Here is a 14,627-nt window from a genome sequence, read left to right on the forward strand (position 1 = left end):
TCAGGCTCCCGACTCGGTAATCGCGGCGACCGGGCCTGCCGATGCCGGCGACATGCCTGGACGGCGCGGCGCGTGTATGCGATCGCCGTCCGCGTTGAACAGGTAGATCTGCGCTGGCTCGATATGGAGCGACAACTGCGCGCCCAGTTCGAGATCGCGCACACCGGTAAGCTGGGCCACCAGATTGCCGGCGGGTGTATCGACATGCACGAACGTATCCGAACCCGACAGTTCAGCCAGCGCCACCCTGCCCGGCACGGCCACAGCCTGTGGCACGGCGTCGAGCCGCAGCGCGCCAGCACGCACGCCCACCGTTACCGGCCCATCGGCATGGGCCACGTCCGGCATCGGGATGGAAATGTTGCCGGCCAGCACGACGCGGCCATGCCCCAGCACACCTTCGAGAAGATTCATCGGCGGATCGCTGAAGGCGCGCGCCACGCGCAGTGACGCCGGATAGTGGAACACCTCCGGCGTCGGGCCATACTGAAGCAGTTCGCCAGCGTCGAGCACGGCGGTATGGCCACCGAGCAGCAGCGCTTCGGCCGGCTCGGTAGTGGCGTAAATCACGGTGGCATCGCCCTGCGCGAAGAGTTGCGTCAGTTCCTCGCGCAGTTCCTCGCGCAGCTTGTAGTCGAGGTTGACCAGGGGCTCATCGAGCAGCATCAGCGGCGCATTCTTGGCCAGCGCGCGGGCCAGGGCCACACGCTGCTGCTGGCCACCAGATAGCTCCGAGGGATACCGGTCGAGCAGATGTTCGATGTGCAGGCGCCCCGCCAGCGAGCGAACACGCGCGTCGACGTCAGCCTGGCGATCCCGCCGCAGCCGCAACGGCGATGCAATGTTGTCGAAGACGCGCAGCGACGGGTAGTTGATGAACTGCTGATAGACCATCGACACGTTGCGTTCCCGCACCGGCACGCCGGTCACGTCGGCGCCGTCTACCAGCACGCGGCCCGCGGTGGGCTTGTCCAGCCCTGCCATGACCCGCATCAGCGATGTCTTGCCCGCCTGGGTCGTTCCCAGCAGGATCGTGACGGCGCCAGGCACGGGGGCCAGCGACATCGAGTAAAGATAGGCTTGCGATCCCACGTGCTGCGCAATGCCTTCCAGGCTGAGCTGCATCCAGTCTCCAATATTCTTCTTGTGACAGCTCAGCCACTTCGAAAACCTGCGGCTGAGGCGCACTTTTCATAGCAACCCGCTCGTTTTAGCTCAAAAACGAACACAAAACAATACTGCGCCGCATCATTTGTTTTCGTTTCTGTTTGAACTAGAATGCCGGACATGACGCTCAATCCACGCCAGACCGCACTCCTCGAGGAAGTCCGCACGCAGGGCTTTGCCTCTATCGACGAACTCGCGCGCAAGTTCGGCGTGACCCTGCAAACGGTGCGCCGGGACGTCAACCTGCTGGCCGAGAACGGCATGCTGGCCCGATTTCATGGCGGGGTACGGGTAGAGGGATCGACCACCGAGAACATTGCCTACCGGCAACGCCAGGTGCTGAACGCGGAGGGTAAGGCGCGCATCGCGCGCGCGGTGGCGGCTGCCGTGCCGGAAGGCTGCTCGCTGATCCTGAACATCGGCACCACGGTGGAGGAAGTGGCGCGCGCGCTGATCCATCACCGGGGCTTGCGGGTAATCACGAACAACCTGAACGTGGCCAATATCCTGGCCGACAACCCCGACTGCGAGGTCATCGTCGCCGGTGGCGTGCTGCGTTCACGCGACCGCGGCATCGTTGGCGAGGCTACGGTGGAATTTATCCGGCAGTTCAAGGTGGATATCGGCCTGATCGGCATCTCGGGCATCGAGGCCGACGGCACGCTGCGCGACTATGATTTTCGCGAGGTCAAGGTGTCTCGCACGATCATGGAACACTCGCGCGAAATCTGGCTGGCGGCCGACGCCAGCAAGTTCAACCGGCGAGCCATGGTGGAACTGGCGCCGCTCGCGAGCATCGACCGGCTATTCACGGACGAGCCGTTACCCGCGCCTTTCGACACGATGCTGCAGGAAAGCGGGGTGGAATGTGTGGTCGCGGATCAGGAGTGAGGTGGGCTCACGTCTCGCGCTCCCTTCTCACGCTTGTGGGAAAGGGGTTCTGGGAGAAGGCATTGGGGTAGCAGCAATCAGCACAGGTCGCAATTTGAGCCGCCTGCCCTTCTCCCCGTCCCTCTCTCCGCCCCTCTCCCCCGTTCGGGAGAGGGGAGAAAACCATTGCGGTTTCCGGTCCTTACTTGAACACCACCGTCTTGTGGCCGTTCAGCAGAATCCGATGTTCCGCATGCCACTTGACGGCGCGGGCCAGCGCCACGCATTCGACGTCGCGACCCACGGCGGTCAGTTGCTCCGGATCCATGCTGTGGTCCACGCGCTCGATCTCCTGTTCGATGATCGGGCCTTCGTCGAGGTCGGCAGTCACGTAGTGGGCCGTCGCGCCAATCAGCTTCACGCCGCGGTCATGCGCCTGGTAGTAAGGCTTGGCGCCCTTGAAGCTCGGCAGGAACGAATGGTGGATGTTGATCGCGCGGCCCTGGAGCTTGCGGCACAGGTCATCGGACAGCACCTGCATGTAGCGGGCCAGCACGACCAGGTCGATATTCTGCTCGCGCACGACTTCAAACACGCGCGCTTCCTGCGCGGCCTTCTGCTCCGCCGATGCGTTCATCAGCGGCAGATGGAAGAACGGCACGTCGTACGACGCGGCGAGCTGATAGAAGTCACGATGGTTCGAGACGATCGCCGCGATCTCCACCGGCAGACCGCCAACCTTGGCGCGGAACAGCAGGTCGTTCAGGCAGTGGCCAATCTTCGACACCATGATCATCACGCGCGGCTTCACGGTCGCGTCGTGCACCTCCCACTGCATGCCGAACTGGTCGCCCACGGGGGCAAACGCGGCACGAAGCTCGGCCAGATCCGGGCCGCCCGGCGCGGCGCTGAAATGCACGCGCATAAAGAAGCGGCCGGCGAAGGCATCACCGTACTGGTCGGAGTCAACGATATTGCAGCCGTGCTGGAACAGCAGGCCGGATACGGCGTGAACGATGCCCGGCTGGTCCGGGCAGGAAAGCGTGAGGATAAATCCGGTGGAACTCATCGTAAGCGATTCGGGATTGAGCGGGCCGGGACCGTGAAGGCCTCGATTCAGGGCTGGATACCGGCCCAGCCGCGTCGGCGGAGGGCATCCAGCGTCACCAGCGTGGCATCGACGGTCATGGCGCAATCCGCCATGATAGCAAGCAATGCCTCCGGATCGATATGCCGGTGCTCGGCCACTTCACCGTCCCGGTTATGGGGAACGAAGTCGGCCGGCAGCATGAGGTCATATACATACACACGCTCCCACTGCACGCCTTCGGGGATTTCACGTAGCACATCGATCACCCCGTGGGCCTCGGCCTGGCTGGCCAGCGCGGGCGGAATCCCCGATTCCTCGTCGCATTCGCGCACCAGCGTTTCCAGCGGATCGCTGCCTGCCGGCATGCCACCGGCTACGAGGTTGTCCCACATACCCGGGTCCACCGCCTTGCGCGGGCTGCGGCGCGATATCCACAGCGCCCGCTGGCCGGCCACGATCCCGTTCATGTGCGACGCGAACGTCAGCAGCCCCAGGAAGCGGGCTGCCGCGCGCTCGATCACGGCCAGCGGCTCGGCTTCCAGCGTCGGCGTCACCGCGAACAGTTCGTTGCGCCAGCCGCGCACATGGCCGGCATCGGCCAGTTGGGTGGCCAGCGTCGCCAGTGCTGCATTGCGCGCGGGCACCGTGGTACGGCCGGGCAGCAGCGTGATGGCGCCCTGCCCGTCGGGCTGGCCCAGCACGCCATCAAACCCCGCGAGGATGTCAGCGTGCTTGCGCGGCAGCCAGCCCACGTGCCGCCCATCGACCATCAGGCGAAGGTGGGAGACGGGATCAAACGGACTGCGCGCGGCAACGCCAGCAGTGACTACGCTAACGATATCGGCGGGATCGGCGGGGCGGGAAACTGTTTCGGCCATGGCTATTCAATTCAACACATCCGGATGGAACGCATGACATCCACGACATCTCATCAGCCGCAGTACGTGCTGGCCCTGGATCAGGGCACCAGCAGTTCGCGCGCCATCCTGTTCGATCACCTGGGCAATGTCGTACGCATCGCCCAGCGTGAGTTTCGGCAATATTATCCGCATCCCGGCCACGTCGAGCACGACCCCTATGAGATCTGGCAGTCGCAACTGGCCGTGGCGCACGAGGTACTGGGCGACGCGGGCGTCAGCGGCACGCAGATTTCTGCCATCGGCATCACGAACCAGCGCGAAACCACGGTGCTGTGGGATCGCAAGACCGGTGAACCGGTGGGCCGCGCGCTGGTCTGGCAAGACCGCCGCACCGCACCGATGTGCGAGGACCTGCAGGCAGCGGGCCACGCGGAGACATTTCAGCGCAAGACCGGACTGATCGTCGACGCCTATTTCTCCGGCACCAAACTGCGCTGGATGCTCGACAACTACGAGGGCGCCCGCGCACGCGCCGAGCGCGGCGAGTTGGCCTTTGGCACCGTCGATAGCTGGCTGATCTGGCAGTTGACCGATGGTGCGCGGCACGTCACCGACGTTTCCAATGCTTCGCGCACGATGCTGTTCAACATCCACGATTTCCGCTGGGACGATGAACTCCTGGGCCTGCTGGATATTCCGCGCAACCTGCTGCCGGAAGTGGTGCCGTCGAGCGGCGAGGTCGCGCGCGCATCGGCACGGCTGTTCGGCGTGGAGATTCCGATTGCCGGCATCGCCGGCGACCAGCAGGCCGCCACGTTTGGCCAAGCTTGCCTGCGGCCGGGCATGGCCAAGAACACCTATGGCACCGGCTGCTTCATCCTGATGAACACCGGCGACAAACCCGTAACATCGCACAACCGGCTGATCACGACCATCGGCTGGCAGATCGGCGGCAATACCCAGTACTGTCTGGAAGGCGGCGTATTCATGGGCGGCGCGACGATCCAGTGGCTGCGCGACGGCCTCAAGCTGATCCACAGCGCCCCCGAGGTAGAGCCTCTGGCCCGCCAGTGCACCGACACCGGCGGCGTGGTGCTGGTGCCGGCATTCGCCGGCCTCGGCGCGCCGCACTGGGATCCGTTCGCACGCGGCACGTTGGTCGGCATCACGCGCGGTACCGGCGGGCCGCACATCGCCCGGGCCGCGCTCGAATCCATCGCGCTGCAGAGCGTGGATGTGCTCGACGCCATGCAGAAGGACGCCGGCATCTCGCTGGCCGAACTCCGGGTCGATGGCGGTGCCTCGCGCAGCGACCTGCTGATGCAGATGCAGGCCGACCTGCTCGGCACCGTCGTGGTCCGGCCGCGCGTGACCGAAACCACCGCGCTAGGCGCGGCATATCTCGCCGGGCTGGCAACTGGTTACTGGACCGACCCCGAAGAAATCACGCGGCAGTGGCAGGTGGAGCAGCGCTTCGAGCCGAAGCTGTCCGCCGACGAACGCGAACGCCGCATTGCGCGTTGGCACCGCGCCGTCGACCGCGCCCGCGACTGGGCGCGCGAGTCCGATGACGCCGCACGCTGAACCCAGATTCGAATTTCCCATGCAAACTTCCGTCACTCCGATCGCCCCTCCCTCCCGCGACACCCTGCTTCAGACGCTCGCGCGCGAGCCACGCTGGGATGTGATCGTCATCGGCGGCGGCGCCACCGGGCTGGGCACCGCGCTCGACGCTGCTTCGCGTGGCTACCGCACGCTGCTGCTCGAAGCCGCCGACTTCGCCAAGGGCACGTCGAGCAAGGCCACCAAGCTCGTGCACGGCGGCGTTCGCTACCTGGCGCAAGGCAACATCAGCCTGGTGCGCGAGGCCCTGCACGAACGCGGCCTGCTCGCGCGCAACGCACCGCACGTGGTGTGGCCGCTTGGCTTCGTCGTGCCGGCCTACCAGATGTTCGACCAGCCGTTCTACGGGATCGGCCTGAAGCTCTATGACATGCTGGCAGGCGGCCTGAACCTTTCCGGCAGCCGCTGGCTCAGCCATCACGAAACGCTCGAGGCCGCGCCAACCCTGGCCGAGCACGTGGGCGGGCGTCCGCTGCGCGGTGGCAATCTGTATTTCGACGGCCAGTTCGATGACGCGCGGCTGGCGATGGCGTTGATGCGCACGCTGTTCGATGTGGGCGGCACCGCGGTCAACTACATGCGCGTGAGCGGACTCTCGCAGTCCAACGGCGTCATCACCGGCGTCACGGCACAAGATGTGATCGGTGGGGAGACGTTCCACCTGCGCGCGGATTGCGTGATCAACGCCACCGGCGTGTGGGTCGATGCCGTGCGCCAGATGGAAGACGGCCAGGCCCGGCGGATGGTGGCGCCGAGCCAGGGCGTTCACTTGACGATTCCGCGCAGCTTCCTGCCCGGCGATCGCGCAGTCCTGATTCCGAAAACCGACGATGGCCGCGTGCTGTTCCTGGTGCCCTGGAACGGACACACGATCGTCGGCACCACCGACACCCCGCGCCAGGATCTACCGCTGGAGCCCCGGGCAGCGAGCGACGACGTCGACTTCATCCTGGAAACGGCCGCGCGTTACCTGGCCCGCGACCCGACCCGCGATGACGTGACCAGCGTCTGGGCGGGGCTGCGTCCGCTGGTGAAGGCCACCGGAGAAGCCTCCACCGCGTCGTTGTCGCGCGAGCATACGATCCTGGTATCCAAAGCCGGACTGATCACGGTCACGGGCGGCAAATGGACCACGTATCGCAAGATGGCCGAGGACGTGATGGAAACCGCGATCCAGCGGCAGTTGCTGCGCGCCGCGCCCTGCCGCACGGCCGACCTGCCGCTGCACGGCGCGACCAACATGCCCAATGACCTGCCGCCCTCGGGCACCGGATCGCCCGACCGCTACTACGGCGCCGACCTCCCCCTGGTTCAGGCGATGCCTGGCGCGGACAACGTGCTCGTGCCCGCCTCCGGCCTGACCGAGGCCCACGTCCGCTTTGCGGCGCGCTACGAGCTGGCCCGCCGCGTTGAGGACGTGCTGGCGCGGCGCAATCGGGCGCTGTTCCTGGACGCCCGCGCTGCGCTGGACGGCGCCCCCCGGGTGGCGGCGATCCTGGCGGAGGAACTCGCGCACGACTCGGCCTGGCAGGCACGCGAACTCGAGGACTTCGGCAAGCTCGCCAGGGGCTATATGCTCGGATGATCGACGATACCTGCGTTCATGGTGCTGGACTTGGGCGATAATGCCGGTTAACGCATCAGGGAGAACACCATGGACGATATGGACGAGATTGACGATCTGTCCGATCTGCCGATGCCCCGGTTCATCTGGGGCTTCGCCGTCATCGCCAACAAGGGCGGCGACGTCATGCACGACGAATTCGAGTATCTGACCCACACCCGCAGCCCGCGCTTCACGTGCCGGGTGGTCGAACTCGAGGACATGCCCGCCGACAGTGAGGATTCGGGCATTGACGGACGCATCGTCCACCACGACGAGCCGGACCGCATGTTCTACATCACCGATATCGGCATGGCGCTGGTGAACTTTCAGCTGTTCGACAAGCTGCCAGACAAGGGCAAGCTCAAGAAGGTCTGCGACGAAGCGATCGCCAACTGGATGCTGCGTCGCGAATTCCTTGACGACGAGGAAGACGAGGCGTAAGCAGGCCACGCCACAAAGCAAAACAGGCACCCCGAGGGGTGCCTGTTTTGCTTTTGTCCTATCGCTATGGTCGCCACACCAGCCGTCACACCGGCCACTACGCTCGCCACTACGCCGGCTCGACCTCGATCAGCCCCGACGCCACGCGCTCGATCTCGCAGTAGATCGGCATCGCCTCCATCGGACCGGTGCAGCCCACGCCCGAAGCCTGGCTGGCGCTGGCGCCCGGCGGCAGGAAAACGAACGCCATGCCGGGCTGGAAACCTGGATGGCGGCGCAGACTGTCATTGAGAATATCGAGATACTGCGCGCGCGTGAAAACCTGCTTGGACATGTCGGCATCTCCGGGTAATTTTCTGGCCCGGGCATCCTAGCATGGCATCACGCGCCGCTGTCACCGCATCGCGAGGCGCGACGAATCGAGATCAATCCTCAGCACTCGCCCTTCTTGGCGTGTCCGGGCGGGCAGTGATAGCCGCCACGGCCGCGGTCATGGTCGTGACCGTGGCCCTGATCATCGTCATCGCCTCGGCCCGGCCCGCGGTTCCAGCGCTCGGGCTGTAGCACCCAGCCGTTGCTGGCGCGAACCCAGCGCGGCTGCTCATAAACATAGCCGGGACGTTCGCCGACCCAGTGCCCCTTCTTCCAAGCATGCTTGTGACCGTGGTCGTCCCAGTCCCAGTAGCCGGGCGCCCAGACGTAGCCAGCACGCGGAGGCGGCACGACTTCATAGACCGGGGCCGGTGGCGGAACGCCAATGCCGATATTGATGCTGACCTGCGCCATGGCGGCCGGCGCCAGCGCCGCTGCCGAACCAAGCAGAACCGCGCCAGCAAAGGCGCGCACGATAAGCTGTCGTTTCATAGGGACCCTCTCTTTGTAATTGGCACCGATAGAAAGAAGTCTATCGGTGCCATCTGGAATGTGATGTAAGAAAGGGTATCTGAAAATTACCACGCGACCTAGGCTGCACTAGCCGGCTGAAACGCTTAGTGGTCCGCCGCCATCGCCTTGAGTTCGGCATCACCGGCTACGCGGGCGGCGTCGGATGTCGTGAAGGTGTCATCGGACACGATGGTGCGCCGGATCTGTTGCCCGCCGAAATCCACCAGCGAGATTACCCACACATAGCGCCCGGCCTGTGGCGCGGTCTGCACGAAAGCCTTGAGTTGCGGTCTGGATTCGGTCGTCATGAGACTCCTCCGGTCGAAACAAGCGAGACAAACGCGTCCGGGAACTCTAGCACACGGGATGGGTGGCTGCCGCCTCCGTCACCCCTCATCCTCTTATATCTAAGACATCTGGCCCGGTGCGGACATAAGCCAGAGTGGCTACAGTTTTCTGTAACGGTGCCGACACTTGACCAGATGTCCACCGGACCCCTCTGCCAGCCGCCCCAATTGCCGTACTTGACGCCCAATTTCGCTCACCGACCGCGCTCCGCGCTGACGCTGCCACTGGTTCTGCTGCTGGCCACGCCCGGCACGTGGCCGGCAGCCATGGCCGCTTCCACGGTTACCGCAGCAGCGCCTGCATCAGCCCCGGTATCGGCCCCCGTCGCACCGGCTTCACGCCCCGAAGCCGTGGCCCGCATGGTGATGAGCCTGCTGAGCTATGCGCGCTGGCCCGCCGAGCGCGAAACGCTGAGGCTGTGCGTGGATACGGACGCGCGTTACGGCGGCAAGCTGATGGAAGGCGGCTCGCTATCCACGGGCCGGCTGGTCCAGGCACGCTCCGTCGATCCGCTTGCCGACACTCTCGCGCCCGAGTGCGACGCACTCTATATGGGGGCCATGACCGATGCTCGCCGCAAGAAGCTGACGGCGGATCTGGTGGGAAAGCCCGTGCTGGTGATCGTCGAGGAAGATTTCGAATGTGAAGTTGGCAGCATGTTTTGCCTGACATTCCGCGAGAATCAAGTTTCGTTCCGGATCAATCTCGATGCCATCGCGCGCAGCGGGATTCATATCCACCCCGGTGTGCTCCAGCTCGGCCGCCGCAGGACGCCCGCATCATGAACTGGCCCGGCCGCCCCCCCGCCCGCGACGACGCCGTGCCACAGCGCCCGACGCTGTACCGCGCGCTGCGGCGCATCCACCTTGGCGTGGCGCTGATCGCCGTGTTCACGGTCGGCATCTCGCTGACCGCGCTCGGGCTGACCGCGCTGCGCGTCTATGCGGATCACAACCTCCGGCTGGTCGCGCGCTCGATCGCCTATACGGTGGAAGCGCCGGTCGTGTTCGGCGACGCCGCCGCCGCGGCCGATGCGCTTTCCGTGATCGCCGCATCCGAGGACGTGACGCGGGTCATCGTGTACGACCGCGACCACCAGCCGATGACCGTGTGGCAGCGCCCCGGTCACGAGCAATTCCCCGCGCTGCGCCGGGTGGCCGGCGACCTGCTGATATCGGGCGCCGTCGAGCAGCCAATCCTTCACGAAGCCCAGCAGGTAGGCAGCGTGCGTGTGGCAGGCGATCCGGTGGCGCTCCTGCACTTCCTGCTGCAAGGCACGCTGGGCCTGGGAGCCTGTCTGCTGTTGACGGCGCTGGTGGCGCACTACATGTCCCGCCGAATGCTCAGGGATGTCGTCAATCCCCTGCGCAACCTGATGCGCGTGGCCCACGCGGTGCGTTCCGAACGCGCGTTTGGACAGCGAATGCCACCGGCGCGGATCGAGGAACTGAATGCGCTGTCCGAAGACTTCAACGTCCTGCTGGACGAACTCGAGGCCTGGCAAAACCAGCTTCAGCACGAGAACCGTTCGCTGGCGCACCGCGCCAGCCATGACAGCCTGACAGGCTTGCTCAACCGCGCCGCCTTCACTGAAGCGCTCGATCTCGCCGTGCGTACTGCGGCGGCGCGCAATCAATATGCCGCCGTGCTCTATCTCGACAGCGACGACTTCAAGGGTATCAACGACCGCTATGGCCACGCGGCGGGCGACGCCGTGCTCGTCGCCGTCGGTCAACGCCTGCGCGGCTGCCTGCGCGAAGGCGACAGCGTGGCGCGACTGGGCGGCGACGAGTTCGCCGTGCTGGTCAACGCCCTCCGCGCGCCCGAGGACGCGGTTCGCATCGCCGAGCACATCCTCAACGCCATGGCCACCCCTGTGTGTCTGGCCGATGGCACCACCATCTTCGCGCCGCTCAGCATCGGCCTGGCGGTCTACCCGCTGCATGCCCGCAACGGCACGGCGCTGCTCCATTCCGCCGATGCCGCGATGTACGGGGCCAAGCGCCAGTCCGGCGCCACCTGGCACAGCGCGGAGTCCGCGCCACCGGAGCCACATCTCTAGAGGCCGACCATGAGAGCGCCCAGCAGACCCCGCCGCGCTTTCCTGCTGACCACACTGGCCGGTCTGGGCGCGCTGGCGCTGTCCGGCTGCGCCAGCCCCGCCCACAAGCTGACACCCGCGCAAATTGCCGTGCTCAAGAACCAGGGGTTCATGCTGACTGGCAACGGCTGGGAACTTGTCATGCCGGACAAGGTGCTGTTCGGCTTCGACGACGACACGGTCTCGGCCGAGCAACAGAACGCCCTCGCCCGGGTCGCGCGCACGCTGCGGGATGCCGGCATCGACGCCTTGCGCGTGGACGGCCACACCGACAACGTCGGCACGATCGAGTACAACCAGCAACTCTCCATGCGCCGTGCCGAGGCTGTGGCGCGCGTGCTGCTCACCTGCGGTTTCGCACGCGATCATCTCGATGTGCGCGGATTCGGCAAGACCCGCCCCATCGCCGACAACGGCACGGCGCTGGGGCGCGCGGAGAACCGCCGCGTGGCGATCATTGTCACGGTCGAATAGACCCTGTTCCGAAGAAACACTCTAATTCTGGCGTGCCGAGACAATCAGGCCGCAGCGAAAGCGCCTTTCTCGCCCTTTGCCCATGTCCCCAGGCCCGCCCAGCCTTGGTTTGCGGTGGATCGGCCAACGACAGAAGGCCGGACAAACCCTGCCCACGGGCGCAGTGGAACGGTCGTACACTCGCGTGGTGTGCACGTCGATCAGTCGATCAGGTCGATGGGGAGAGACCAGGCAACACCTGGTCGCGCACGTAACACCCGACAAGAACGAGATAGTCAAAAAATAATGCGTACCCAGGCGCTGGAACAGGCGATCGATGCCGTGGTCGCGGTCGACGCACGCAACCAGATCACCCTCTTCAATGCCGCAGCGGAGGCATTGTGGGGTCTGGAACGAACCACCGTGCTAGGCCAGTGCGCGTCCGTCCTGGCGCTTGGCGATCTGCGCGTGGCCAATGGCCAGAGCGGTCAGAACCTCGCCATCGCACGCGCCGATGGCACCCTGCGTCATGTGCGGCTGCACATCGCCATCTTCGGCACGGACGGCGACTCCAACCCAGGAGCGCCTGCGAAGCAGTTCGCCGCTTTCCTGCATGACGACGCCAGCACCGGCAACGAGCCCGGCGCCACGTTGAGCCCGCCGGGGCTGCGTATGCTCTCGCTGTGCCTCGACCACGCCGAAAACCCGGTCATGATCACCGACGCCCACGGCACGATCTGCCACCTGAACGGTGGCTTCACGCGTCTGCTCGGCTACGCGAGGCATCAGGCGGTAGGCCGCCGCTGGCAGGATCTGCTAATGCCGATCAACGCGCGGCCGGAGCAGATCCCTTCGTTGCTGGCGCCGCTGGCGGCCGGCCTGCCGCTGCGCAATGAAGCACTGGTGCCCGACAAGAGCGGGCAGCCGCGCTGGCTATCGGTCGCGGTCAGTCCGATCATGGCGTCGACGCAAAGTGGCGGACTGGTCAACACGGTCTGGGTCCTGACCGACATCACGGCAACCAAGGTACGCGAATCGATCCAGCACCGCACGCTGGACGCCCTGGCGCGCGACCTGCCGACCGCGCAGATCATGAATGATCTGTGCCGTCGCGTGGAAAGAATGGCACCGGGCACGAAGGCCGCTGTCATGCGCGCCTCCAACGGCCATTTGCGGCTGGTGGCGATGCCATCGGCCACCCCCGATCTGCTTGCCGCATTCGACAGCCTGCAGATCGGCCTGCAGTCGGGCTCCTGCGGCGCGGCGGCTTTTCTCGGCCACGCCGTGGCCGTAGAAGACATCGCTCAGGATCCGCGCTGCGAAACGCTACGCGAAACGGCGCTTGCCGCCGGCATGGCCGCCACCTGGTCCACCCCCGTGCGTGCCGCCGACGGGCGTGTGCTGGGCACCTTCGCGCTGTGCTTCAACGAGCCACGCCTGCCGGACGGGTTCCACGAAAACCTTGTGGGTGTTGCCGCCGACCTCTGCGCGCTGGCGCTGGTGCGCGACCAGACGCAGGAGCGCATCCACCGCCTGGCGTACTACGACGCGCTGACCGGCCTGCCGAATCGCCAGTTGCTGCTGTCCCGCGCCGACGATGCCGTGGCGCGCGCCAACGCCCATGGCACCCCGCTCGCCCTGCTGTTCATCAATCTGAACAACTTCAAGCGCGTCAACGACGTGCAGGGTCACGGCGCCGGCGACCGCTTTCTGATCGAAGTGGCATCACGGCTGCAGTTCGCCACTGCCGAACACGCGCGGGATGCCACCGTCGGCCGGTTGTCAGGAGATGAGTTCGCCGTACTGCTACCGGGCCACGGACATGCCGAGGCCCTGGCCATCGCCGATGAGCTGCTGCGCGCGCTCGATCCGCCGATTACCGTCGCACACGGCCTGAGCCCTTCGCCTTCAGCCAGCATCGGCATCAGCATGCTGACCGAGCAGACGCGCGACCGAGAAACGCTGCTGCATCATGCCGACCTTGCGGTCTGCCAGGCCAGGAAGCGCAGTGGCCCGGACCTCGGCAACCAGATCTGTGTGTATGACACCGTGCTGGCGCGACGCCTTGGCGATCGGCGCATGCTCGAATGCGAGCTGCGCGAAGCCATCGGCAGTGGCCAGTTGCAGATGCGCTACCAGCCTCAGATCCATCTGGCTTCGGGCAACCTTTGGGCGGTGGAAGCGCTGGCGCGCTGGCCGCATCCGCACCGCGGCGACATCGCGCCCACGGTGTTCGTGCCGCTGGCCGAAGAATCCGGATTGATCGTGGCGCTCGGATACTGGGCCGTGCGCGAAGCATGTGCACAGCAGGCACGCTGGCGGCGGCGCGGCGCCGCGGTGCCGGCCATCTCCGTCAACCTCTCGCCGCTTTCGATCCGTGACCCAGCGCTGCCGGACGTGGTGGCGCAGGCCCTGCGAACGCACGCGCTGCCCGCCGGCGAACTGACCATCGAGATCACGGAAAGCGTGTTCCTCGATCACACCTCCGAAGCGGAAGCCACGATCGCAGCCCTGCGCAAGCTTGGCGTGCGCCTGTCGATCGACGATTTTGGAACGGGATTTTCGAGCCTGAGCCGGCTCATGCAATTGCCAGTCGACGAGATCAAACTCGACCGGAGTTTCCTGGTGGATCTGGAGACCAGCGAGGCCACGCGCACCCTGGTGGAGGCTGTGATCCGGATTGGCCGCGCGCGGGATCTGACCGTGGTGGCCGAGGGGGTCACCAGCGCACTCCAGCGCCAGTTCCTGCTCGACCAAGGCTGTCACGTAGGCCAGGGATTCCTGTTCGCCCAGCCACTGCCGGCCGCGTCCATCGAGAGATGGCAACCCCAACCGTCCTGGCCAGGGTTGATGCACTAGGGATTCCGCCCCCGCTCAGTCGCCGAACGGGTTCGGCACCCTTGTTGCGGGATCGTCGACGAGATCAAACTCGTCGCGTACTTCATCGACCACGATGCGGATCGATGCCTCGTATCCGCGCGCATTGCCGAAATAGTCCATGTCCCAGTTGCGACCCCGCGCGTCGCGCTCGTGCGGCTCGGGGTCGGGCACCCGGATATGCGCGCCATCGTCGGCAACCTCATCGATCTGATGAATGCGCCGGCTCACCTCTTCCTTGATGGCATGCCGGCTGCGCTCGCGCTTGGCCATGAGCAGCCTCCTTTCGGTGGTTCGTGCGCGCCA

Annotated in this window: 15 protein-coding genes; 8 read left to right on the top strand and 7 right to left on the bottom strand. The window is 65.7% G+C overall.

The features are described from left to right. On the bottom strand, positions 1–1,125 hold the full coding sequence (locus tag RMET_RS11215) for an ABC transporter ATP-binding protein (protein WP_011516940.1): 1,125 nt from the start codon (positions 1,123–1,125) through the stop codon (positions 1–3). A gap of 162 nt (positions 1,126–1,287) precedes the next feature. On the opposite strand from RMET_RS11215, the gene RMET_RS11220 reads away from it, so the two are divergent. Next, positions 1,288–2,058 (top strand): DeoR/GlpR family DNA-binding transcription regulator, encoded by a 771-nt coding sequence (locus RMET_RS11220; protein WP_024570378.1) that lies wholly within the window; start codon positions 1,288–1,290, stop codon positions 2,056–2,058. Positions 2,059–2,239: 181 nt separating this feature from the next. Here the strand turns inward: RMET_RS11220 and purU are convergent, their stop codons facing one another. Continuing rightward, entirely contained in the window at positions 2,240–3,106 is an 867-nt protein-coding gene (gene purU, locus RMET_RS11225; protein ID WP_008641549.1) for a formyltetrahydrofolate deformylase, read from the bottom strand. A gap of 47 nt (positions 3,107–3,153) precedes the next feature. Next, the gene (locus tag RMET_RS11230; RefSeq protein WP_011516942.1) at positions 3,154–4,005 is read right to left on the bottom strand and encodes an NUDIX hydrolase; all 852 of its coding nucleotides are present in this window, start codon (positions 4,003–4,005) and stop codon (positions 3,154–3,156) included. Positions 4,006–4,038: 33 nt separating this feature from the next. Between RMET_RS11230 and glpK the strand changes: the two genes are divergently transcribed. The 3 genes from glpK (at position 4,039) to RMET_RS11245 (ending at position 7,657) form a co-directional block, all read left to right on the top strand. After that, the gene (glpK, locus tag RMET_RS11235; protein WP_011516943.1) at positions 4,039–5,571 is read left to right on the top strand and encodes a glycerol kinase GlpK; all 1,533 of its coding nucleotides are present in this window, start codon (positions 4,039–4,041) and stop codon (positions 5,569–5,571) included. A 19-nt stretch (positions 5,572–5,590) separates the two neighbouring features. Next, entirely contained in the window at positions 5,591–7,195 is a 1,605-nt protein-coding gene (locus RMET_RS11240; protein ID WP_041240229.1) for a glycerol-3-phosphate dehydrogenase/oxidase, read from the top strand. 78 nt (positions 7,196–7,273) lie between these two features. Further along, entirely contained in the window at positions 7,274–7,657 is a 384-nt protein-coding gene (locus RMET_RS11245) for a hypothetical protein (protein ID WP_029307442.1), read from the top strand. Positions 7,658–7,766: 109 nt separating this feature from the next. On the opposite strand, the gene RMET_RS11250 is transcribed toward RMET_RS11245, so the two are convergent. The 3 genes from RMET_RS11250 to RMET_RS11260 all read right to left on the bottom strand — a co-directional run bounded on the left by RMET_RS11250 (position 7,767) and on the right by RMET_RS11260 (position 8,850). After that, entirely contained in the window at positions 7,767–7,991 is a 225-nt protein-coding gene (locus RMET_RS11250; RefSeq protein ID WP_008651933.1) for a hypothetical protein, read from the bottom strand. Positions 7,992–8,089: 98 nt separating this feature from the next. Beyond that, positions 8,090–8,521, bottom strand: a complete 432-nt coding sequence (locus RMET_RS11255; protein WP_011516946.1) for a YXWGXW repeat-containing protein — start codon at positions 8,519–8,521, stop codon at positions 8,090–8,092. Between the two features lie 125 nt (positions 8,522–8,646). Beyond that, entirely contained in the window at positions 8,647–8,850 is a 204-nt protein-coding gene (locus RMET_RS11260; protein ID WP_008651931.1) for a hypothetical protein, read from the bottom strand. A gap of 174 nt (positions 8,851–9,024) precedes the next feature. On the opposite strand from RMET_RS11260, the gene RMET_RS11265 reads away from it, so the two are divergent. From RMET_RS11265 to RMET_RS11280, 4 genes are all read left to right on the top strand, one after another. Next, the gene (locus RMET_RS11265; protein WP_011516947.1) at positions 9,025–9,675 is read left to right on the top strand and encodes a YfiR family protein; all 651 of its coding nucleotides are present in this window, start codon (positions 9,025–9,027) and stop codon (positions 9,673–9,675) included. After that, a complete protein-coding gene (locus tag RMET_RS11270; protein ID WP_011516948.1) occupies positions 9,672–10,952 on the top strand; it encodes a diguanylate cyclase domain-containing protein in 1,281 nt (426 codons plus the stop codon). Before RMET_RS11265 ends, RMET_RS11270 begins: the two co-directional genes overlap by 4 nt. 9 nt (positions 10,953–10,961) lie before the next feature. Beyond that, complete coding sequence (locus RMET_RS11275; protein ID WP_008651927.1) at positions 10,962–11,465, top strand: OmpA family protein; 504 nt, start codon at positions 10,962–10,964, stop codon at positions 11,463–11,465. Positions 11,466–11,750: 285 nt separating this feature from the next. Next, positions 11,751–14,303, top strand: coding sequence for an EAL domain-containing protein (locus tag RMET_RS11280; RefSeq protein WP_049799742.1), 2,553 nt, complete (start codon positions 11,751–11,753; stop codon positions 14,301–14,303). A 15-nt stretch (positions 14,304–14,318) separates the two neighbouring features. Here RMET_RS11280 and RMET_RS11285 read toward each other — a convergent pair whose 3' ends face one another. Further along, entirely contained in the window at positions 14,319–14,594 is a 276-nt protein-coding gene (locus RMET_RS11285) for a hypothetical protein (protein WP_011516950.1), read from the bottom strand. Between the last annotated feature and the right edge of the window lie 33 nt (positions 14,595–14,627).

It is taken from the genome of Cupriavidus metallidurans CH34 (assembly GCF_000196015.1).
GTDB lineage: Bacteria > Pseudomonadota > Gammaproteobacteria > Burkholderiales > Burkholderiaceae > Cupriavidus > Cupriavidus metallidurans.